21 protein-coding genes are annotated in these 22,827 nt (G+C 42.1%); 13 read left to right on the top strand and 8 right to left on the bottom strand.

Translation table 11 applies throughout. The features are described 5' to 3' along the window. The first annotated feature begins 41 nt into the window (after positions 1 to 41). The 4 genes from CQS04_RS11180 (at position 42) to CQS04_RS11165 (ending at position 2,941) form a co-directional block, all read left to right on the top strand. Entirely contained in the window at positions 42 to 941 is a 900-nt protein-coding gene (locus tag CQS04_RS11180) for a diacylglycerol/lipid kinase family protein (protein WP_100354208.1), read from the top strand. Between the two features lie 78 nt (positions 942 to 1,019). After that, entirely contained in the window at positions 1,020 to 1,829 is an 810-nt protein-coding gene (locus tag CQS04_RS11175) for a helix-turn-helix domain-containing protein (RefSeq protein WP_100354207.1), read from the top strand. An 81-nt stretch (positions 1,830 to 1,910) separates the two neighbouring features. Then, a complete protein-coding gene (gene yidC, locus CQS04_RS11170) occupies positions 1,911 to 2,678 on the top strand; it encodes a membrane protein insertase YidC (RefSeq protein WP_100354206.1) in 768 nt (255 codons plus the stop codon). After that, on the top strand, positions 2,675 to 2,941 hold the full coding sequence (locus CQS04_RS11165) for a hypothetical protein (protein WP_245858809.1): 267 nt from the start codon (positions 2,675 to 2,677) through the stop codon (positions 2,939 to 2,941). Before yidC ends, CQS04_RS11165 begins: the two co-directional genes overlap by 4 nt. Before the next feature lie 38 nt (positions 2,942 to 2,979). Here the strand turns inward: CQS04_RS11165 and CQS04_RS11160 are convergent, their stop codons facing one another. Then, positions 2,980 to 4,116: an MFS transporter gene (locus CQS04_RS11160; RefSeq protein ID WP_245858808.1), complete on the bottom strand. Its 1,137-nt coding sequence runs from the start codon at positions 4,114 to 4,116 to the stop codon at positions 2,980 to 2,982. 148 nt (positions 4,117 to 4,264) lie between these two features. Between CQS04_RS11160 and CQS04_RS11155 the strand changes: the two genes are divergently transcribed. Then, on the top strand, positions 4,265 to 5,083 hold the full coding sequence (locus tag CQS04_RS11155) for a M15 family metallopeptidase (RefSeq protein WP_245858807.1): 819 nt from the start codon (positions 4,265 to 4,267) through the stop codon (positions 5,081 to 5,083). A gap of 30 nt (positions 5,084 to 5,113) precedes the next feature. On the opposite strand, the gene cls is transcribed toward CQS04_RS11155, so the two are convergent. Further along, positions 5,114 to 6,568 (bottom strand): cardiolipin synthase, encoded by a 1,455-nt coding sequence (gene cls / locus CQS04_RS11150; protein WP_100354204.1) that lies wholly within the window; start codon positions 6,566 to 6,568, stop codon positions 5,114 to 5,116. 143 nt (positions 6,569 to 6,711) lie between these two features. On the opposite strand from cls, the gene CQS04_RS11145 reads away from it, so the two are divergent. Continuing rightward, positions 6,712 to 8,103, top strand: coding sequence for an L-cystine transporter (locus CQS04_RS11145; protein ID WP_174688399.1), 1,392 nt, complete (start codon positions 6,712 to 6,714; stop codon positions 8,101 to 8,103). A gap of 28 nt (positions 8,104 to 8,131) precedes the next feature. On the opposite strand, the gene CQS04_RS11140 is transcribed toward CQS04_RS11145, so the two are convergent. Then, on the bottom strand, positions 8,132 to 9,361 hold the full coding sequence (locus tag CQS04_RS11140; RefSeq protein ID WP_165775523.1) for a helix-turn-helix domain-containing protein: 1,230 nt from the start codon (positions 9,359 to 9,361) through the stop codon (positions 8,132 to 8,134). 112 nt (positions 9,362 to 9,473) lie between these two features. On the opposite strand from CQS04_RS11140, the gene CQS04_RS11135 reads away from it, so the two are divergent. Continuing rightward, positions 9,474 to 10,781, top strand: coding sequence for an MFS transporter (locus tag CQS04_RS11135; protein WP_100354202.1), 1,308 nt, complete (start codon positions 9,474 to 9,476; stop codon positions 10,779 to 10,781). A 24-nt stretch (positions 10,782 to 10,805) separates the two neighbouring features. Here the strand turns inward: CQS04_RS11135 and CQS04_RS11130 are convergent, their stop codons facing one another. The 4 genes from CQS04_RS11130 to CQS04_RS11115 all read right to left on the bottom strand — a co-directional run bounded on the left by CQS04_RS11130 (position 10,806) and on the right by CQS04_RS11115 (position 15,059). Continuing rightward, on the bottom strand, positions 10,806 to 11,984 hold the full coding sequence (locus CQS04_RS11130; RefSeq protein ID WP_100354201.1) for an MFS transporter: 1,179 nt from the start codon (positions 11,982 to 11,984) through the stop codon (positions 10,806 to 10,808). 81 nt (positions 11,985 to 12,065) lie between these two features. Further along, positions 12,066 to 14,444, bottom strand: a complete 2,379-nt coding sequence (locus CQS04_RS11125) for a heavy metal translocating P-type ATPase (protein ID WP_100354200.1) — start codon at positions 14,442 to 14,444, stop codon at positions 12,066 to 12,068. 77 nt (positions 14,445 to 14,521) lie between these two features. Beyond that, positions 14,522 to 14,737, bottom strand: a complete 216-nt coding sequence (locus CQS04_RS11120) for a copper ion binding protein (RefSeq protein WP_094943223.1) — start codon at positions 14,735 to 14,737, stop codon at positions 14,522 to 14,524. A gap of 13 nt (positions 14,738 to 14,750) precedes the next feature. Then, positions 14,751 to 15,059, bottom strand: a complete 309-nt coding sequence (locus CQS04_RS11115; RefSeq protein ID WP_100354199.1) for a metal-sensitive transcriptional regulator — start codon at positions 15,057 to 15,059, stop codon at positions 14,751 to 14,753. 208 nt (positions 15,060 to 15,267) lie between these two features. On the opposite strand from CQS04_RS11115, the gene CQS04_RS14010 reads away from it, so the two are divergent. Further along, a complete protein-coding gene (locus CQS04_RS14010) occupies positions 15,268 to 15,402 on the top strand; it encodes an Lmo0850 family protein (RefSeq protein ID WP_281257851.1) in 135 nt (44 codons plus the stop codon). Positions 15,403 to 15,650: 248 nt separating this feature from the next. On the opposite strand, the gene CQS04_RS11110 is transcribed toward CQS04_RS14010, so the two are convergent. Continuing rightward, positions 15,651 to 16,835, bottom strand: a complete 1,185-nt coding sequence (locus CQS04_RS11110) for an FtsW/RodA/SpoVE family cell cycle protein (protein WP_100354198.1) — start codon at positions 16,833 to 16,835, stop codon at positions 15,651 to 15,653. Positions 16,836 to 16,931: 96 nt separating this feature from the next. Between CQS04_RS11110 and CQS04_RS11105 the strand changes: the two genes are divergently transcribed. The 5 genes from CQS04_RS11105 to cshA all read left to right on the top strand — a co-directional run bounded on the left by CQS04_RS11105 (position 16,932) and on the right by cshA (position 22,746). After that, a complete protein-coding gene (locus CQS04_RS11105; protein WP_100354197.1) occupies positions 16,932 to 17,705 on the top strand; it encodes a hypothetical protein in 774 nt (257 codons plus the stop codon). Further along, positions 17,702 to 18,787 (top strand): D-alanine--D-alanine ligase, encoded by a 1,086-nt coding sequence (locus tag CQS04_RS11100; protein ID WP_100354196.1) that lies wholly within the window; start codon positions 17,702 to 17,704, stop codon positions 18,785 to 18,787. The genes CQS04_RS11105 and CQS04_RS11100 overlap by 4 nt, the downstream gene beginning before the upstream one ends. Further along, the gene (locus CQS04_RS11095; protein ID WP_100354195.1) at positions 18,784 to 20,148 is read left to right on the top strand and encodes a UDP-N-acetylmuramoyl-tripeptide--D-alanyl-D-alanine ligase; all 1,365 of its coding nucleotides are present in this window, start codon (positions 18,784 to 18,786) and stop codon (positions 20,146 to 20,148) included. The genes CQS04_RS11100 and CQS04_RS11095 overlap by 4 nt, the downstream gene beginning before the upstream one ends. Before the next feature lie 12 nt (positions 20,149 to 20,160). Further along, a complete protein-coding gene (locus CQS04_RS11090; RefSeq protein WP_100354194.1) occupies positions 20,161 to 20,889 on the top strand; it encodes an alpha/beta hydrolase in 729 nt (242 codons plus the stop codon). 354 nt (positions 20,890 to 21,243) lie between these two features. Then, positions 21,244 to 22,746: a degradosome RNA helicase CshA gene (gene cshA, locus CQS04_RS11085; RefSeq protein WP_100354193.1), complete on the top strand. Its 1,503-nt coding sequence runs from the start codon at positions 21,244 to 21,246 to the stop codon at positions 22,744 to 22,746. Positions 22,747 to 22,827: the final 81 nt, after the last annotated feature.

Here is a 22,827-nt window from a genome sequence, read left to right as displayed (position 1 = left end):
GTAGCTCTTTTTTTGTAGAAAAAATGTAGAGGAGACTGTTTATGAAAAAAGCAGTGTTGATTTATAATCCTTCTTCAGGCAAAGAATTAGCAACAGAATATAAGGACCGTGTTGTAGATGTCTTAAATTCTATGGACTATGAGGTAGATTTAAAAGAGACACAGGGTCCAAAAGATGCTACTCGCTTTGCGACACAAGCTTGTGAACACCAAGTTGATTTTGTAGTTGGCATGGGGGGAGATGGAACAATCAATGAAATCGTCAATGGTCTTGCAGAACAACAACATATGCCTTTGTTCTCATTCATTCCCCTCGGCACAGTTAATGATTTTGCACGAGCATTAGGCATTCCATTAGATCCTGAAGAAGCCATTGAAGCTCTTAAAACGGGTAAAGAACAACGGGCCGATATTGGGAAATTAGGCACTGATTACTTCATGAACATCGTTGCTATTGGTGAAATCGCCTCTAAAGTAGCAGATACGTCTATTGAATCTAAAACTAGACTCGGCCCTCTAGCGTACTTATTAGAAGGGACTAAAGCTATTCTTCAAGATAATGAAGTCTCTATGAAGATCGTTCATGATGACGGGGATTGGGAAGGAGACATGACTCTTGTGCTGATTGCTTTAACAAATTCAGTGGGAGGGTTTGAAAAACTAGCTCCAGATGCTGAAGTGGATGATGGATTCCTTCATGTGTTTATTATTCATGAATCGGGTATCCCTGGATTTTTGAGAGTAGGCACAAAACTTCTACAAGGCAAACTAGCAGACGATAATGGTGTTACTTATATTCGCACTAAAAAAGTCCACATTGAGACGAGTCAAGAGCTCTTTTGTAATGTGGATGGGGATGAAGGGACTTGTACTCCTGTAGATATTCAAGTGCTTGCTCAGCATCTTCGTGTCCTAGTACCGGAAAAATTGGAAAATAATTAGTAAAGAGTATTGGTTAAGTGAGCATTATGGTTTAAAATAAATAGATACTAAGTGGTTAAGAAAACGAGGTTAAATCATATGCTCACTAAAATTCATAAAAATCCGCTTTCCTCAGACAAATTATTTTTAGAAGCGTTCTCCAATTCATTCATTGAAAATAGTGCTGACTCTTCTCATGATGAACTGGCAGAGCGGTATTTCATGTTGGAAAAAGAAATGTTTCATGACATGCAGACATTAGACTTAGAACAAGCAAGAGAGCGCTTACGCCTTATTATAGACGCGCTGAGCCAGTTAACTGGTAAAGACATGATTCGAGCAGCACGTCTCTTTTATATTCATTTGGCAGCTACGATGGCTCGAAAGTTAATTGATAGTCAAGTACCGGCAGTCAAAGCGTTTGCATTTAGTAGATCGTGTATGGACGTTATAGATAACCGGATGAGTGATGTTCTCTTTTTGCAGTGTGGAGAAGAGTTGATCGAATTCTATGTTCATGTGCTATCTGAACGGACAAAACCGCAATTCAATCATCAAACCGTAAATAAAGTGATTTTGTACATAAATGACGAAATCGAAAGTGACTTATCTGTAGAGGCCATCGCACAACGTTTTGCCATTAGCACAAGTCATTTATCTCGAATTTTCCGTGAGCATACAGGGATCACACTTGTAGAATACTTGAATATTCGAAAAGTGGAAGAGTCTCAATACTTTTTACGTCATACGTCCAAATCCATTTCGGACATTTCGGATCAATTCCATTTCTGCAACCAGTCCTACTTTACAAGAATCTTTAAGAAATATACTACGGTGACACCTAAGCAATTCCGTGATCAACCGACGACAACATTTTTCCAATTTACATTTAAAGAAAGTGTCAACTGAGTGAACTTCCCTATTAGCGTTTGATTAATAGGGAAGTTTTAGTATATAGTAGGGATAGTTTGAAAAATGAAGGTGACCAATGTGAAGAAAAAATGGAGTTTGGCCGCATTGCTAGTGGCCACTGTTATTTTCCTAAGCGGATGTTCTGGTGTGGAAAATAAAGAAGGTACGTTTTATTCAATTTTTGTTCGTCCATTTGACTGGGCTCTCGATTACTTTGGGAATCTGTTTAATGGAAGTTACGGTTTAGCTATTATCGCCATCACAGTGATTATTCGTCTAATACTCATGCCTTTAATGTTGCGCAACTATAAATCGCAACAAGGTATGAAACTGAAAATGGATAAATTGAAGCCTGAGATGGATGATATTCAAAAACGCTTGAAAGAAGCTAAATCAAAAGAAGAGCAAATGGCGTTGCAACAAGAAATGATGGGTTTGTATCGCAAGCACAACGTCAACCCATTGAACATGGGATGTTTACCAATCTTGATTCAAATGCCGATTGTAATGGGTCTTTACTTCGCAATTTTGTATTCAGTAGATGTGAAGACACATGAATTTTTATGGTATAGTCTGGGTTCTCCTGATATTGCCATGACATTGATTGCAGGTGTAGTATACTTCTTGCAAGCAAAAGTGTCCTTATGGACAGTTCCAGAGCAACAAAAGCAACAGATGAAAATTATGATTTGGATTTCTCCAATCATGATCATGCTAATTTCCTTTACATCTATGGCTGCATTGCCGCTATATTGGACAGTCGGTGGATTGCTCTTAATCTTCCAAACATACTTGGGACGAAAATTTTACTCGCAACATCCTGAGAAGGCAGTTGACGCTGCATGAGCGAAAAACTCCCGTCGCGAATGAGAAATTGGCTCTTTGGAATTCCAGTAGTCGTTTCTAGTGCGCTTGCCATTTATTTTGTTATTCAAGGTTCTCTAAATTTAGCTGTGTTGTTCATGACGCTTGTGTTTTTGTTTACCAACAGTTATAGAGCGATTACATTTAAAGAACGTGGGATGGACAAGGAAGCAAAGTGGATGAAAGGAATGGCGGTGTTTTTTGCAGTTGCTTTCATCGGGGTACTTGTACTAACTGTTCTATAAAAAATGTGTGATTTCCTTAGCGGAGATCACACATTTTTTTATGCTTGTAATTTAGAGCGTTGAGCTAGAATCAAAATAATTGCTGGAACTGAAAATACCGCCATTCCCAGGAACGCGAGTCCAGGTTGTAAGTCGTACAAGTATCCGCCCATAAAAGTTAGTAACGCACTGCTTAGACTCATTGCAAACGCTGCATATAAACCCTGTGCAGTTGGAATGGACGATTTATGTAACGTACGTGCAATGAACTGGATGAATGCATAATGAGCAAGTCCAAATGTGATCGCATGTAGAACTTGAGTGGCTACAAAAACGGATGCAAATGGGAATAACCAAATCGCAATCCACCGAACCGTGGCACCGATAGCGGCTATCATAAACATAGTTTGCACTTTTGATTTTCCAAAGATTCGATCCGCCAGCATAAACAACACAATCTCTGCCAAAACAGCCACGTTGATAATGACCCCGATCCATGAGTTGCTAACGCCAATATCTTGGAGGTAGATAAAACTATACGAATTGTAGGAGGCATGAGAGCCTTGTATTAAAATAACAATTGTAAGAGCAATCAAAAATTCTTTCTGTTGAAGTAATACTTTTGCGAGTTGCCAAGTGCTCACTTGGTGTTCTTTTTTTGGTTTATCGATTAGAGCTGTAGGAGCTTTTAAAGCAGTGGCAAGTACAACAAAAGCTAATGCCCCGATCATCACCCAGAGTATGGCTTGCTCGCCGTATCTTGCTGTCGCAAATCCAATCACAAGCACCGCTGCCATAAATCCTGCAGAACCGAAAGAACGACTTCTTCCGTAATGGATTCGATCTTTTTGCATCAATAGGGAAGCAGAGCTTTCCATAGCTGGTAAGAGATTGGGATAGACCAGACTAAACAAAATGGTAATCAACAAAAGCATAGTAAATGAGGATAGCGGGATATAAAGTACGAAAGTAGCTAAAGATCCAATGGCAAGCATACGCAAAAATAAGTGGATGCTATAGCGTTTTGTCAGTTCGGGGAACAAGATTAATGTAGAGAAAGCGCGAGCTATCATACCAGCTCCCATAATGACACTCGCTGATGCGACGGAAAGATCTTTAACATTCGTCAAGTAACCTGTCCAGTAGGGAAGGAAAACACCCCATGTAAAGAAAAAGATAAAAAATTGGACTGACATCCATTTTTGAGAATTCATGTTGTTCATCCCTCATTCTTCATTTCCATTCAATTCTTTCATTATACGCCACTCTTCCGAGAAAGGAAGAATTATTCGGTAGAACATGATACACTTAAAGTACTTTTGTAGACAGGAAAGAAGGCTTTGAATGAATACGCGCATGAATATGTACCAACCCCCTAAAAAGAAAAAATGGCCATGGATCGTCGGTGCACTAGTAGCTATCCTGATCCTTGGAGGTGCCATTTGGGCACAACAGACAGGCTACCTTTCTCAATTGACTGCCGCCACAACGCCTGATGATTCACAACAAGTAGATTCACCTGAGCCACAACCTGAAGAGGTAGTCACACCAGAACCAGAACCTGAACAACCAGAGCCAACTCCTGAACCGGAAATTGATCGGTCGGGTGCTAAAGGATATGAAGGCAATGAAACTCTCCCTCAAGAACCGACTGTAATAAAAGGAATTTTAATGGCTAGCAAACAATACCCTCTTCCCGCAGACTATGCTCCGGGAGAAAGTAAGGATGCACGAGCTGCTTTTGAAGAAATGGCAGCCGCTGCACGAGTGGATGGGTTTGAATTAGTGGCATTTAGTGGGTATCGTTCTTTTGAAAGACAACAAGAGTTGTATGAACGCTATGTTAAAAATGATGGGCAAGAGGCGGCAGACCGTTATAGTGCGCGCCCTGGACATTCTGAACATCAGACTGGGCTAGCTTTTGATATCGGAGAGAAGAATTTTGAAGAACACTATGCCCGTGAAAGCTTTGGAGAGACTGAAGCAGGGAAGTGGGTAGCGAGTAACGCACATAAATTTGGTTTTATCATGCGTTATCCGAAAGGAAAAGAAAAAATTACGGGCTATATGTACGAGCCATGGCATTTCCGCTATTTAGGTAAAGAGCTTGCAAAAGAGCTAACAGAATCTGGCCTCACAGTAGAGGAATATATTGAACAATAAGAAAAGCTGCTCCGTTTTTGGAGCAGCTTTTTATAATATCGGAGAGAGGAGGCGAGCTACAGATTCTTTCGCTTTGATCAACCGAGTACGGTTCAAATAAATTTCTCGCGTAAGCTCAGTAGAATACGTCATGTCTTCCTCGAATAAAAGTGCTAATTGATGCGAAGTTTCTCGGTCATAAATAAAAGCGTTCACTTCAAAATTTAATTTAAAACTCCGAACATCAATGTTTGCGGTGCCCACAGTAGAGGCTTCGTCATCAATGACGACCATCTTTGTATGCAAGAACCCATTTTGATAAATGAAAATTTTTGCTCCGGCCTTCAATAATTCTCCAACATGTGAGTAAGTAGCCCAGTAAACAAAGATATGATCCGGTTTATTAGGAATCATAATCCGGACATCAATACCAGCTAATGCAGCAATACGAAGTGCATCCATAAAGCTGGCATCCGGAATGAAGTAGGGAGTTTGAATATAGATATATTTTTTAGCAGAAGTAATGAGCTTCAGATAGCCGTTTTTAATTTGTTCCCATTCTTCATCAGGGCCGCTAGAAACAATTTGCAACCCAACAGAACCTTTCATAGGAATTGCAGGGAAGTAGCGCTCATCATATTCGATGTCATGATCGGACGACGCTTGATTCCAGTCAAGGATGAAACGCGTCTGTAAAGGGTGCACGGAACTTCCCTCTATCCGAAGGTGCGTGTCCCGCCAATAGCCAAATTTTTTATCAAGCCCTAAATATTCGTCCCCGACATTAAACCCTCCAATATAGCCGATTCGTCCGTCGATTACTACGATTTTACGATGGTTCCGGTAATTCAACCGCATGTTGACCATAGGGAAGATGGCTGGGAAAAAGGCTTCTACGCGCCCGCCTAACTCAATCAACTCACGAAAATGACGTTTTCGTAAAGTACGAGAACCCATTTCATCATAGAGGATCCGGACTTTCACGCCTTGCCTTGCTTTTTCGAGTAACACGTTATAGATTTCCGTTCCTAGATTATCGAGACGTAAAATATAGTACTGCATATGAATATGGTCTTTTGCTTGTCGCATATCCTCAAGTAACGAGTCGAATTTCTCTCTACCGTCATTGAAGATTGTCACAGCATTGTCTTGAGTCAGCACGGCCTGATTATTGTTCAAGTGCATGACGATCAGATCTTTATAATTATGAGCATCGTCGAGACGAAATTCGAAACGATCTTCTTCAATAGCAGTTTTTTGGTAGTTGATCAGCTGTTCGATACCCACTTTTTTTCTACCCTCCCAGCGGAAGAGCGTTTTCTTTCGCAATTGCCTACCGAAAAACAAGTAGATAATAAACCCTAAAATAGGAATAAAGAATAGGACCATTATCCAAGCCCATGTTGCACTCGCATCGCGTCTTTCTAAAAAAATTAGAGCGATGGCTAAGAAAATATTTAAAATAATGATAGCGGTAGCGGCAACACTAAAGAGTGTGGCTGTCATCTTGACCCCTCCTTTACAATGATTGTCTTTACATTCAGTATAGCGAATGAACTAAAAATAATATAGTTTCTCAGTAATTCTTACTTTACAGGTTGGAATTAAAAGAATAGAATAGGATACATCTTGAAAAAATAAGGAGGAAATTGCCTGTGTTTGTTTTATTAAATGTCGTCGCTTTGCTTGTACTTGTCGGGATTTTAGTTTGGATGAAGCGAAAAAATAAATCATTTTCTACACGTGTATTCACCGCATTAGGTTTTGGTATTGCATTAGGACTTATTCTTAACCTTGCATACGGTTCAGATTCAGAAATTTTAACGGAAACATCAACTTGGTACAATGTCATTGGTGTAGGGTATGTCCGCCTTCTACAAATGATTGTTATGCCTTTAGTCTTCATTTCCATCGTTGGAGCATTTGCTAAGCTGAAGCTTGGAAATCAATTAGGAAAGATTGCAGCCATTATCTTAGCTATTTTAATCGGTACGACTGCAGTAGCAGCAGCTGTTGGTATCTCATCTGCAGCGCTGTTTGATTTGAACGCAGATCAAATCTTTAGTGGAGAAGCGGAACAGTCTCGTGGAGTGGCAATTGAAGAATCATCTGCAGAAGTAGCTGATCAGACACTTCCGGACCAATTACTAAGTCTTCTTCCAGCGAATCCGTTCCTAGACTTAACAGGGGCTCGTCCTACATCTACAATTGCGGTTGTAATTTTTGCAGCGTTCATCGGATTTGCGTATCTATCTGTAGTCCGTCGTTCTCCAGAAACGGCATCCGTATTGAAAAAAGGAATCGATGCACTGTATGAACTGGTTATGGGAATCGTTCGCATCGTACTTCGTTTAACACCATACGGAATTCTAGCCATTATGGCTCGTACTGTAGCCACTTCAAATTTTGAAGCAATTTATACATTAGGGAAGTTTGTTCTTGCTTCGTACGCAGCTTTGGCTGTTATGTTCATCATTCACCTCTTGATTCTGTTGATTTCAGGAGTTAACCCGATCACTTACGTGAAAAAAGCATCTGAGGCACTGTTGTTTGCTTTTACATCACGCTCTAGTGCGGGTACTTTACCACTAAATATTCATACGCAAACTCATAAGCTAGGTGTACCTGAAGGAATTGCGAATTTCTCCGGATCTTTCGGTCTATCTATTGGACAAAATGGATGCGCAGGGATTTACCCAGCCATGCTTGCTTTCATGATTGCACCGACAGTCGGAATCAATCCACTCGATGTCGGATTCATTCTGACGGTCATTGGAATTGTTGCTATCAGTTCATTTGGAGTTGCTGGAGTCGGTGGGGGAGCTACATTTGCAGCTATCCTCGTGTTATCTGCTCTAGATTTACCAGTAGCGCTAGCTGGACTTCTTGTTTCTGTTGAACCTCTTATCGATATGGGACGTACAGCAGTGAACGTAAGTGGAGCTATGACTGCAGGTGTCACGACTGCTAAAGTGACTGGAGAGTTAGATGAAACTGTCTACAACCAACCACAATCGGAACAAACAGTAGAGTCTTACTAATAAAAACGAGCTAGTGTCTGATCAGACACTAGCTCATTTTTTGTTTTAAAGTGGTAAGCAGTTCGCTCATTTTTCTTTGATAAGGAGTTTCTGGATAATGTTGCAGGTCATTCCAAGAAGCCTGTACTAGGTGGAGAGCTTCTTTTGTACGGCCTTCTTCTTCATAGATTTTGGCTAAATAATAATCGCGTTCCGAGAACATGCTTAAGTCAATTGGGTGACTGATGATTTCAGGAATCTCTGTATGTTCAAGTAGTTCCTTGGCTTCTTCTACTCGCTTCATATGGTAGGCAATCTTTGCCATCTCCACGCGTTCAAAATCTAGCTCCTCAACTGGTTTGGTAGATTCTTCAAGAAATTCATCCATTAAAGTTTGTGCCTTCTCATAATCGTGTGCATATGTTGTGTAATAGTGAATCCAAATGAAACGGTTGAATGTACAAATTTCTTCATCTTCCGTAAACATCGCATATGCTTCAAGACGGTTGATGTAAAGTTCAGCCTCTTCTAAATCTCCAGCCATCATGGCATGGATAACCGCTAATCGGTAAAGATGATCCAGTCGATAGAACACTTTTTGTTTTTTTGAAAAGGCGATAGCGTCATGCATTGTCTTCAAAGCTTTTTCTTTTTCTCCGACAGCATAGTAAAAGACGGCGCCTGTGTAATCAAAGTCGAGTCGTGACAAGGGGTCTGTCCAAGACGATGATTCTTCCATCTGTTTCCGTTCATTTTCTAACAATTCGAGTGCTTCATGATAGTTCTTTTCTCTAAATTTGCAAGAGATGCGGTAAAGTCTCAAAGAAGCAGCACGACGAGAGACTTGGATTTCATCATAAAGTTGAATGGCTTTATCGCTATATGTCTTCCAGTCTGGAAGTTTTCTCTCGTAAGCAGCTCGACTATAGAGGTCTAAAAGTCGTGCATCCATATAGCCTTTTGTAAGAGAGGTTAGGAAAGGTTCAATTGTTTCTAGAATCGGATCAAAAGTCGCGGGCTTCATGTAATCCACTTCTGAGAATAAATCCTCCGCGCGCTTCACAACTTTTTTCTTCTCTGAAGACGATGATTCTTCTAATAAGTCACTCACCGGTACTTCAAGCATAGTGGCGATATGTTGAAGGCTCTCCATAGAGGGCTTTGCTTTATTGTTTTCAATCAGGCTGAGCATCCCTTTAGTGATAGCGGTGCCAGCTAATTGCTGAAGCGTCATTTTTCGTTCTTTACGTAACGAGCGAATTCGTTCTCCAAGAGTCATCATCATCCCTCATTTCTAATTAGTTTAATTATATTAAACTTTATGCTTGCAATCAAGAAGAACACGTGATATATTTTGTTTAATAAAATTAAACAATCGAGGAGGTACCCTCATGAATGAGGCGTTAAAAGTTCGAAAAGCCACCCAGCATCTGTGGACATTCACAGTAAGCAAGATGATCAGTACGTTTGGTGCTTCAGTTTACACTTTTGCCATTAGTTTTTACATTTTGCAACTGACAGGCTCCGCTTCAAGCTTTGCAATGAACTTGATTTTTAGTATTTTGCCTCGTGCCATCTTGGGACCTTTTGCAGGCTATGTAGTCGATAAGTACAATCGAAAACTGATTGTTATTTTAGCTCAGCTTACTATAGTACTGACGATTGTAGGTTTAACTGTTTATATGATGGCATTTGGCCTATCATTGCCAGCCATCTATTTAGTAACAGCGATACTGGCTATGGCTTCTACTTTCTCAGGAGTTGCGTTCAGTTCTTCCATCTCTAGCTTGATTGATGAACCCCGTATCCAAAAAGCGATGTCCCTAAACCAAATGTCCATCTCGTTTGCAGCTATTGCGAGTCCAGCGGTGGGAGGGATTTTATACGGAACCGTTTCTTTAGAAGTGTTCTTGATTGTATTTGCTTGCGCCTCTGCGCTTGCAGTTGTTCTAGAGTCTACAATGAACTTCACCCTGTATTCTAAACGCAAAGAATCGATTGAACAAGACAAAGAAAAAGAAAAGATGCTCGATAATATGAAAGCGGGCCTTGCTTACGTGAGAAAACAACCGATTCTGATGTCTCTCATGATCATTGCATTAGCAGTAAACTTCATTTTTGGAGCGTTTCAAGTCGGCTACTCCTATGTATTGATAGATCAATTGAAAATGTCGGCACAGCACTTCGGTTTCACAGAAGCAGCCTTTGCAATTGGAATGCTTGTGACATCTATTTACCTGTCAGCGAGAAAAGATTTTAAGTTCCCGCTCTTAATTTCAAAACGAGGAATTCTGGTTTTAGGTATTATGCTTGCAGCCATTACAGTACCTTTACTCATTCCGGTAAGTTACATGCAAATGCTCGTGTTTTACATTGCGATCATGTTTATACAAGGTGTCATGGTCATCTTCACAAATACACCGATGCAAGTGTATTTCCAAAAGACGATTGATGATGACTATAAAGGACGTGTCTTTGCTCTTCTTGAAACATTTGCAATTGCCTTGATTCCGTTCGGCATGATTTTGTTCGGTTTCTTATTCGATGTATTCCCACCAGAACCGATTTTCTTGATTTCAGCTGTTGCTCTGGTTGGGGCAGTGCTCTACTTAGCAAGACCGGCGATTTTACACCGAGCACATCCAGAGTTGTTGGAGAAAAAGAACAAAGTAGTACCTAAAGAAGTGCAACCTTCATAAAAAAACAGCTAGTCCCGATTGGGGCTAGCTGTTTTCAATGACAGGAGCTGTGCGTAATGACTTGCTGTTTTTTTGGAACAAGACAATCAATGCAATGCTCGCAAGGGAAAGCACGGCTGATATCACATATAATGTATCCGGAAGCTGCGTGAACAACCAAGCAAATGTTAATGGACCAATAATGCGTCCTAAATTATCCATAGAGTAACTAACACCAGCAGCGGTTCCGTAGTTCCCTCCAGATTCTTTAGTGGTTAATGCCACCAAAGTGGTTCTAGCAAGCGCATTTCCTGCAGTAAAGATACAGAGTGTGATGCCTGCCATGACGAGACTCGTTGTGAAGAAAGTGAGTGCAAGTCCTATAGCTGCAATCACTTGGGACCAAATGATCCAAGTGGTCTCCGTCCCGTTCTTAATTCGACGAACAATGCCGCCTTGAACGACTGCATCTACTAAGCCGCTGAATAAGAACAGGTAGCCAAGTTGCAGAGGCGTAATCTCGATCCGTTCAATGTGAAACAACTGGAATGTTGCTTCCAGACCTGCAAGCAAGAATGTTACTACAAATGAAAAGACGAACAAATACTTGATTCGGTAACTCCACAAGGAACTGGCACCTTTAGGAAGCAGTTGTCGTTTGTTGGCTTCACCTACACGCTCAGGTTCTTTTAAAATAATCTGAGCATAGACCATGAGTACTAACGTGAGAGTAGCAGAGACGGTGAATGGCAATTGCAGAGAGATGTCTCCAAGAATCCCTCCGATGGCTGGACCAAAGATGAATCCTAAACCAATCGACATGCCTAGTAATCCTAAATACTTGTTGCGCGTCTCTTCAGTAGAGATGTCAGATGCATACCCGGTAACTGCACTATAAAGAGCTCCCGAGAAAAGTCCTCCGACTAGGCGAGAGAGATAGAGCAGTATCAGTGAATCAAATGAAAAAGCAAAGATCCAAAAGCTTAAGCTAAACCCAAAGAGTCCAACTAAGATCAGTCTCTTTCTTCCGGTCTGATCGGAATACTTCCCCCATAACGGAGCCGTAAAGAAAGAAGCGAGCGCATAGATGGATAGCAGACCCCCTACATGCACTTCCGAATAGTTCTGCTGAAGAATGACCTCAGGAAGCACTGGAATAATGATTCCGAAGCCCAAATAGACAAAAAACTGTACAGACATCAAAAGGGCAATTGATTGTTTCATAAACAAGACCTGCTTTCTTTAATCTGCTTCTTATTCTACACCCTTTCTTTGCAGAAAAAAACCATCTCAGTTACGAGATGGTCAAGGTTTTACACGTTGAAGGCGAAGTGCATTTAACACGACGGACACGGAACTGAATGCCATCGCAGCTCCTGCAAGCCATGGTGCCAAGAATCCGGCAGCGGCAATTGGAATTCCAATCGAGTTATACGCAAATGCCCAAAATAGATTTTGTTTGATGTTACGCACGGTCAGGCGACTCATCTCAAGCGTATCCGGAAGCGTCATTAAATCCCCTTGCATCAACGTCACATCTGCTGTTTCCATGGCAACTGAAGATCCGGTTCCCATAGCCATTCCAATATCTGCAGCAGCTAGTGCGGGTGCGTCATTGATGCCATCTCCGACCATAGCCACTTTATGCCCTTTTTGTTGATACTCTGTGACGACATCTGCTTTTCCAGTTGGAAGGACCCCAGCAACGACTTCTTTGATTCCGACTTGATGTGCAATCGCTTTTGCCGTCTCAGGCTGATCACCCGTTAGCATGACTACTTGAAGACCCATAGCATGTAAGCGTTCGATTGCTTGCTTGGATGACTCTTTTACTGTGTCAGCTACTGCAAACGTAGCAGCGTACTGACCATCTACCGCCATATAAAGTACGCTTTTTCCTTCAGATTCCCAAGTAGCAACGTTTGAAGAAGGCGAGCCTTGGATATCCTTTTCAGAGAGCAACTGTTGTGTCCCGATAAAAATAGTAGATTGCTCGACTGTCGCTTCAATCCCTTTACCTGGAAGTGCTTTGAATGAAGAGGCTGTTGCAAGTTCCCCTGTATAGGCCGTGGTGATAGCTCGTGCAATGGGGTGCTCACTGCCTTGTTCTGCCGCCGCAGCTAATGCAAGTACGTCTTGCTCGTTATACCCCGGTGCCGTGTCGATATGAACTAATTCCGGCACACCTTTTGTGATCGTACCCGTTTTATCAAGTATGATCGTATCGATATTTTTTGTTTGCTCCATGGCTTCTGCAGTTTTGAACAGAATACCAAGCTCAGCAGCTCTACCGGATCCTGCCATGATGGAAGTAGGTGTTGCAAGACCTAGGGCACATGGACAAGCGATAACAAGCACTGCGATAGTGCTTACTAAACTCTGTTCCAAATTGCCATTAGAGACGATAAAGTACCACACCACAAAAGTGATGACCGCAATTCCTACAACGATAGGAACGAAAATTCCAGAGATTTTGTCTGCTAAGCGCTGGATTGGAGCTTTCGAGCCTTGAGCCTGTTCAACTACACGTATGATAGAGGATAACATCGTTTGTTTTCCGATTCCCGTTGCTTCCATCCGAAGGGAGCCATGTTCATTCAGCGTTGCAGCGTAGACGAAGTCACCAGTAGCTTTTTCTACAGGCAAGCTCTCACCGGTCAACATAGACTCGTTGACTGATGACGTACCTGAAACGACTTTTCCGTCGACCGGTACTTGGTTCCCAGGTTTGATCACTACAATGTCGCCTTGGCGAACATCATGAATTGCAATTTCTTGAAGCTGTCCGTCTCGTTCAACAGTAGCTGTAGTTGGTTGCAGCTGCATTAGTTTTTTGATTGCTTCAGAAGACTGGCCTTTTGCGCGAGCTTCAAAGACTTTGCCGAGTAAAATCAACGTGATGAGCACAGCGCTTGTCTCAAAGTACAGACCTTGATGATGTGCCGCGCCGCTTAACGTCAGATACACGCTGTAGAAGTAGGCTGCTGATGTGCCCAGTGCGACTAGAACATCCATATTGGCACTTCCGTTGCGAAGGGCATGATAGGCTCCTTTATAGAACATAGCACCCACATAAAACTGGACAGGAGTTGCAAGAGCCCACTGAACAAAAGGATTCATTAAGAACTCCGGCACGTACATCCACTGAGTGAATGAGAAATGCCCGACCATGGTCCATAAAAGCGGTAACGATAGAAGAGCAGATAGCCAAAACAATCGTTTTTTATGTTTATAGGCTTCAGCTCGGTGATCTACATGCTCGTGTTCCTCAGGGAGAGTTGCGCCGTACCCGAGAGCTTCTACTTTTTTGACCAAGTCACTTGGTGAAAGCTCTGCAGGATTGTAACTGACGCGAGCTGTTTCTAACGCAAGATTGACTGAAGCTGTAGAGACACCATCTAATTTGTTGAGTCCACGTTCAATACGACTTGAACAAGCGGCACATGTCATACCTTGAATGTCTAAATCCGCAGTCTCATAAGCAACGCCATACCCGAGTTTCTCAATGGTCTCAGCCATGTCCCGTTCACTTAGAACGGATTCATCATAAGTGACATGCGCTTTTTCGTTAGCAAAGTTTACTGTGGCTTGATTGACACCATCTAATTTAGATAAACCTCGTTCTACCCGATTTGAACAGGCGCTGCATGTCATTCCGGTAATGGGAATCTCAGTAGTTTTCATAGGGACTCCTCCTTTATACGTTATGGGGGTATATTACTTTCGAAAAAATAACTGCACAGTGGCAGCTATTTTCACTATTAAAATGTTTTTACTTTATAGCCTTCATCTTCGATAGCCGCGATGATTTCACGGATTTCAACTGCTTCTGGATCGAACTCAATATCCACTTCGCCAGTTTCTAAGTGGACATCTACTTCATCCACTGCATCAAAAGCTTTAACACGGTCATGAACTGCTTTTACACAGTGACCGCACGTCATACCTTCAACATGTAATTTAATAGGTTGAATCATTTGGAATTCCTCCTTATTTTTTGGTGAGTTTCTGAACAGTTACGAGCAATTCATCCAGGATGTCTTCATCGCCAGCTAACATTTTATTCCGAACACAGCTTTTTAAATGGCCTTCTAATAAAATGTTAGCAACACTATTTAAGGCAGCTTGTGTAGCAGAAATTTGAGTGATGATGTCATCACAATAAGCATCTCGCTCAATCATACCTTTGATACCACGAATCTGTCCCTCGATCCGATTCAGTCGAACCGTTAAGTTTCGTTTCGTCTCAGGAGAATGATGCGTTTTTCTCATAGTTGGAAGCGGCTGAAGATTTTCCATAGAATCACCTCGTGTCTGGATTAGTGTCATTATAAGATACCCATGCAGGGTAAGTAAAGCGAAACATCTCAACTTCCAAAAAGCGTTTACATCTTTTCTACAATTGTAACAAAATTGAAAGATTTAAAAATCCAATATAGTGGTACAATAAGAAGGAATCAAGAATTAGGACGGGTGCGATACAAATCGTAAGAAAGGGTGAGGTATAGTGGCAACAGAAATGGACGTCAAACAGTTAATGACGAATCTTGCAAAGCTAGGTGTGAAAGTAACTAAGACAAAGTCCCGCCTCGAAATGCTGAAAGCGTTAGCGCCTCCAGCTCCAAAACCTCAACACAGTTAATCACTCCTCCAATTGGGGGAGTTTTTTTGTGAGGAAATTGCGGGCATATTTGTCCAGTTGGCTTTAGTAAAGAGATCGATGTAGAACAAATAGGCTCCCATGAAGAAGATAGAGCTTCTCATGAAGAAGAAGTTTCAGATGATGTTGAAAAAAGAACCGCTCTTGCAGAAGAACGACCGCTCACCACCTTATAACCACTCTTTTCCACACAAAAAGGCGCCCATTTCTGGGCGCCTTTCGCATCTAAATTAATCGTCATCTTGACTGCCAAACATATAGGTCTTATGGTGAAACTTCATACTGAAGATCAAGCCCAGTGCGAGCATATTCCCCATAAGTGAACTTCCCCCGTAGCTAATGAATGGAAGAGGGATACCTGTAATCGGCAGCAACTGAATCGTCATGCCGATGTTTTCAAACACGTGGAACGTGATCATTGCAATAATACCGGCAGCTACATAGGTGCTGAACGGATCTTTTAGTTGCAGCGTGATTTTGGTTAAATGGTAAATCAACACGAAGTACAAGACAATGACTAAGCTTGCTCCGATGAATCCGTATTCTTCTCCAATTACAGCGAAAATAAAGTCTGTATGATTCTCTGGCACATAAACTTCTCGTCCGCCGTAGCCTTTACCTAAAATTTCACCGGAGCCAATAGCATTCAGCGAACTGATTAAGTGAAGTCCTTCATTGGAAGCGTACGAATAAGGATCCAACCAAGAATAAATACGAGCTAGTTGGTAAGGGCTAAACCCAAGTGTGTTGACAATGAAGTCTTGCATATTCAAAGCCATCCAGATGAGACCGCCACCCAGAGCGGCCCCTGTCCCTACGATAGGCAAAATGATCTTCCAACTAATTCCGGCAACTAGAATCAAGGCTGCTGTGATTGCAATGAAGACAAGGCCAGTCCCTAAATCCGACTGTTGCATAATTAAGACAAAAGGAACAATGAACAACCCGCCGATCTTAGCTAAGAGTAAAAAGTCACTCTTTAGTGTCTTGAACGGATAGTTCTCATGATGCTTCACAATCATGCGTGCAGCACCTAAAATATAAAAGGTTTTCATAAATTCTGCGGGTTGAATACTTCCGATACCGGGTAAATGAAACCAGCTCTGTGCGCCGTTACGAGAAGCGACGAAAGAAATCGTATCTGGTAAAATCCAGAGGACAATCAAAGGAATCAACCCGATTCCATAAATGATCCATGCCATTTTTTTGTACTGTTCGGGCTCTAAAAACATAACCATAGCAATGATGACCATGCCGACGATATACCAAAAGAGTTGCCTTGGAATAAAGTTGATGCCATATTGTCCTGTAGTTTGAGCTGAAGAAATGGCCATGATGCTGATAATTAGAAATAATAGGAGTAAAAATCCTAATACCCAATCAAAGCGGTCTGTAAATTGTTTGTTTGTGTTCATTTTGTCACCTACATCTAAATTTCATCCCTTTATTATAACGCACAACAGATTTTTATGCCTGCTTTTGATAAACTAGTTAGTGAGGAGGGACGTCTTATGAGAAAAATAAAAGTACCTGCTGTGGATGAATATATTCATCATCTGTTTGTTCATGGAAACGATGGACAGAACTTTGCCCTGTTCAGTGGTTTGACGTTCCCGACCGTGTTGAATTATTACCAGGACACGCATGTTCTTGTAATGTTAGAACATGGTTTTGAAGATGCATCCTTTGATATGCACACGCATTTTGAATACATTGTTCAAGATGATTTTCGAGATTTCACAAGATCGTTACAAGATCAGAAATCAAGACTTTGTTTACTAGACGTAGAAGATGAAAAACGTCTCGTCCAGTTGACTCCGCAAGAACAGGCTGAACTTTTATATGTTGCCCATAAAAAAGAAACATTTCGGAGTCCTTTTTATCATACGTTACAAAATCGATTTGTCTATTTGGCGGATGAGAACGAGCGCATCGCTAAACTGTATTTTAGAGACTATAAAGAAATGACGCGTTTGATTGTCTTTTTGTTCAATCAGATGGCCATTCAAAAGACACGCGGAACCATGTTTTTCCGTAGACGCACACAACAGGTAGTGCCTGAACTTCTACATGAACAGTTCCTACTGTTTGAAGAGCTGTTAGAAGACGGTGCGTTGTTATCGCTTGCGCGAATGGATGACGGCAGTTTCCGATTAGAATTACGAGAAATTGCAGACCCTTCTTTCCCAGACGAAATTATGGACGAAGTAGAGACCTACCTATCACAACCAACAATCGGGCTATTGCCATTTTTAGCGCGATCAAAAACGGAGGATGGAAAATGAAGAAAATTGGAATCGTTTATGGCGGTAAATCAGCAGAACACGAAGTATCTTTAATGACAGCAAAGGCAGTGATTGCTGCTCTAGATTTTTCAAAATATGTCGTGACACCTATTTACATCACACTCGATGGGGAGTGGGTGTGTGGAGAGACACTTCAGGCACCAGTAGAAGATGCTGAATCACTACGCTTTGCAGGGACTGGCCAAAAAGACTCTATTGAACAGTTCGTCACTCTTGCATCAAATAAGACGTCTCGATTTGATGTTGTGTTCCCAGTCCTCCATGGACCGAATGGAGAAGACGGGACGATCCAAGGATTATTTGAGATGATGAACCTTCCTTATGTAGGTAATGGAGTACTTGCATCGTCTGCTGGGATGGATAAAGTGGTCATGAAACAACTGTTCCATCAAGCAGGACTCAAGCAAGTACCTTATCTTTATAGTATTCATAGCCAGTACGAAGGCAATAAAGCTGCATTTTTAGATGCTTGCGAGCAGGAATTGACATACCCACTATTCGTGAAGCCGGCAAACTTAGGCTCAAGTGTCGGAATCACAAAAGCGAAGAACCGCGCAGAACTTGAAAAAGCGATTGATTTTGCCTTTACATATGACCGGAAAATCGTCGTAGAGCAAGGCATCGTTGCTCGTGAAATCGAGTTGTCAGTACTTGGAAACGATGAACCAACAGTTTCGATTGCTGGAGAAGTCTTACCTACGAAAGATTTCTACGACTACTCTGCCAAATATGTAGACGGTACAACAAACTATGCGATCCCGGCTGAAATCTCTGAAGCTGAACTTCACGATCTCCAGCAGGCTGCGATAGCGGCATTCAAGATTCTGGACGGTTCCGGATTGGTCCGTGCAGATTTCTTCTTAACGGACAGTGGGGAAGTCTATATAAACGAAGTCAACACATTGCCTGGTTTTACACCGATCAGCATGTATCCAAAACTATGGATTGCGTCGGGTAAGACGTACTCACAAGTTGTGGAAGAACTAATTCAGTTAGGGCTTGAGCGTTTTGAAGAGAAACAACACCGCGTAACAACACGAAACGAGGACGATGCACAGTGAAGAAGACGTTACAACAAGTAGCTGCTTGGTTAGGTGCCGATGCAGGTGAATTTGGAGACACGCTAGTAACAGGTGCTTCACTAAATACACGGACATTACAACCAGGTGAGCTGTTTATACCGTTCCGCGGAGAACAAGTAAATGGGCACCAATTTGTAGAGCAGGCTTTCGAAAAAGGGGCGAGCGCTACACTTTGGTTAAAGGATGAACCGAATCCTCCAAAAAATCGGCCGGTCCTTCTTGTTGACGATGCTGCTAAGGCGCTACAATCGCTTGCTGCTAGCTACCGTGAAGAACTGAAAGCGACGTTTATCGGAGTGACAGGTTCAAATGGAAAGACGTCTACTAAAGATTTGATTGCGGGTCTGCTTTCGCCTTATTTCAAAACAATTAAGACACAAGGGAATTTCAATAACGAACTTGGCTTGCCGTTGACGTTGCTAGCTATTGATGAAGATACGGAAGTGGCGGTTCTTGAGATGGGCATGAGTTCATTTGGAGAGATTGAGTTTTTATCACAGCTTGCTAAACCGAAATACTCAGTCATCACAAACATCGGGGAAGCCCATCTTCAAGACCTAGGCTCACGTGAAAATATCACAAAAGCTAAAATGGAGATCATTGCAGGAATGGCTTCAGAGGGCATCTTGTTCTATGACGGAGACGAGCCATTACTTCAACAAGCAGTTAATGAGTTATCTGGTGTAAACACGGTTCCTTATGGAAAAGGAGATGCCAACGAGTTGCGTCTTGTGAAAACTAATTTCTCCACAGAAGGAACAGAATTCACGACTGCAGGACTGATTGACGGGGATTTCGTGTTGCGTGTTTTAGGAGAGCACCAAGCTAAAAATGCCCTAGCAGCTTTATTGATAGGAAAAGAGCTAGGATTGACTACGGAAAAGATTCAAGAGAGTATTCGCAACGTAGAATTAACTGATATGCGTATGCAGGTTATCGAGACCGAGGGACCGACGTTCATCAATGATGCATACAATGCAGCACCAACTTCCATGCTTGCCGCTATTCAGTTTTTGCAACAAGCTGATTTCGGGAAGAACAAATGGCTAGTACTCGGCGATATGTTAGAGCTTGGAGAACAAGAGCTTTCCTATCACCGCCAATTGGCATCGGCTATTTCTTCTAAAGAGTTCACAGGAGTGGCACTATTTGGACCTCGTATGCGCGTATTATATGAGGAATTGCAAGGTGATTTCCAAGACCGCATTTTCTGGTCGGAATACTTTGAAGAGCTGCAAAAGATTTTAGCAGAGCAGCTGACAGACAAAGATTTGGTTTTACTGAAAGGCTCACGAGGTATGAAGGTAGAAAGAGCCATGGAGACATGGAACCGAAAGTGAGTGTGAAGCAGCATGAAGACCGGGGTATTGTTTATCCATGGCTACACAGGAGCTCCTTATGAAGTGGAGCCATTCGTTGACTATGTAAAACAACATACGGACTGGGTGGTGTCGGTTGTGACACTACCTGGTCATGGTGAAGAACTCGAGCTTCAAGAGATGCTCGCAGAAGATTGGACGATGGAAGCGGAAATCGCGATACGCAAGTTAATGCCTCAAGTAGATCGGCTGTATGTTGTCGGGTTTTCTATGGGGGGCTTAATTGCGATGTACTTGTCGCTTCGCTATCCTGTTGAGCGACTTGTGCTACTCAGTGCGGCTGCGAAATACATTGCTCCTGGTCAAATGCTTCAAGATATTAAGGAAATTGCAGTGGATTTACTAAAAAAGCAAGCGGATCAAAATCCGGTCTATATGCGGTATCGTCAAAAGGCTGGAAGGACACCGATCCGCTCCGCTTTTCAATTTACACGTGTCCTTAAACTTGTTGAACCTTACTACAGTAAAATCACGATTCCAGTCTGTCTTGTGCAAGGCAAAAAAGATGGAATCGTGCCATTTCAAGCGGCGGAGTATTTGTATGAGCAACTAGGTTCAGAAGAAAAAGAGCTGATCTATTCGGATTGTGGGAAGCATCATATTTGTTACAGTGATGACTGTAACGAATGGTTTCCAAAAGCACTAGCATTCTTACAAAAGCCAATTGTGATACCTGCTGAGATGGAAACGCATACAACTTGAACACTTTGTGAATAGAATAGGTAAATCAGCAAACACTAAGTGTACATGCGTTGCTTTTTCGTGCTTCGCATGATACACTGTTTTGAGCAATGGATACATTTTGTGTAAAGACTCTTCCGTCATTTTGTGAAGAGCGCTTTTTTTTTGAACTTAACGGCTGTATCACTATAGGCGTATTTACGTTCTAAACAGCCGCTCGGCAATCACCGGGCTTTCCTATTATTAATTAACCTCTCGTGAAACCCACAGAGATTTTCGTAACGGAGACGTTCCTCTATAATTGGCTCGAAATTTGCCGCCAGTCATCTGAAAATGTAACCATTTGTCAAAACAGAAATAAAGGAGATTAGTATTTTGACAAATTTTTCAGAATTAAACATTAGTGCTTCTACATTAAAATCTATTAAACGTATGGGTTTTGAAGAAGCTACCCCAATCCAAGAAGGTACAATCACACATGCAATGGAAGGCCGCGACGTATTAGGCCAAGCTCAAACAGGTACTGGTAAAACAGCTGCGTTTGGTATTCCATTAATTGAAAAGATTGACCCTAAAAACCCGAACATCCAAGGCCTTATCATTGCTCCAACTCGTGAGCTTGCGATTCAGGTTTCTGAAGAGCTTTACAAGCTTGGCTATGACAAGCGCGTAAAACTTTTATCTGTATACGGTGGGCAAGATATCTCTCGTCAAATCCGTGCACTTAAAAACAAACCACAAATCATCGTTGGTACACCAGGTCGTATTCTAGATCATATCAACCGTAAAACGTTGAAGCTAGAAAACGTCAACACGCTTGTATTAGACGAAGCGGATGAAATGTTGAACATGGGCTTCATCGAAGACATCAATACAATTCTTTCTAACGTTCCTGATACTCGTCAAACACTTCTATTCTCAGCTACTATGCCTGGACCAATCCGCAAAATTGCGAACACGTTCATGAAAGATCCTGTTGAAGTGAAAATCAAATCAAAAGAAATGACAGTTGAAAACATCGAGCAGTTCTTCGTAAAAGCGCAAGAACGTGAGAAATTTGATGTGTTATCACGTATCATCAATGTACACCAACCTGAGCTTGCGATTGTATTCGGTCGTACAAAACGTCGTGTAGACGAATTGTCTCACGCGTTGAGCATTCGCGGCTATATGGCAGAAGGAATCCACGGAGACCTTAGCCAAGCAAAACGCATGTCTGTACTTCGTCAATTCAAAGAAAACAAAATTGACATCTTAGTTGCAACAGACGTTGCTGCTCGTGGATTAGATATCTCTGGTGTCACTCACGTTTACAACTTTGATATTCCGCAAGATCCAGAAAGCTATGTTCACCGTATCGGTCGTACAGGCCGTGCTGGTAAAAGCGGTATGGCAGTTACTTTCGTAACGCCACGTGAAATGGGTTACCTTCGTATTGTTGAAGAAACAACGAAGAAGCGTATGACACCTTTACGTCCACCAAGTGAGGACGAGGCATTACTTGGTCAACAACGTGTAGCAATGGAAACATTGACTGAACTAGTTGAAAAGAATGACCTTGGTGATTACCGTGCCCTAGCATCTGAACTTCTTGAGAACTTAGATGCAGTTGATCTAGTAGCAGCAGCTATTAAATCAATGACAAAAGAGCCAAGTGATCAACCTGTAACTATTTCTGAAGAGCGTCCACTTCCAATGCGTGGAGAACGTTCTGGTGGAGGCCGCGGAGGTTACCGTGGTGGAAACCGTTCAGGCGGAGGCCGTGGTGGTCGTTCTGGTGGTCGCGGTGGAGATCGTGGTGGCGCTCGTCGTTCATCATCAGGTCCACGTGATGGTTCAAGTCGTCGTGCTGCACGTCCAGCTCGTCGCAACGATTAATACTTTACTTGTCAGCTTCTTTCCCTCAGCGGGAAAGGAGCTTTTTTTGGTTGCCCGCTTTGCATTTCTATTTTGAAACTT

The sequence above is a fragment of the Chryseomicrobium excrementi genome, assembly GCF_002798305.1.
GTDB classification, from domain to species: domain Bacteria; phylum Bacillota; class Bacilli; order Bacillales_A; family Planococcaceae; genus Chryseomicrobium; species Chryseomicrobium excrementi.
Note: the sequence above shows the minus strand (reverse complement) of the source record. Positions and strands in the feature narration are given on the sequence as shown.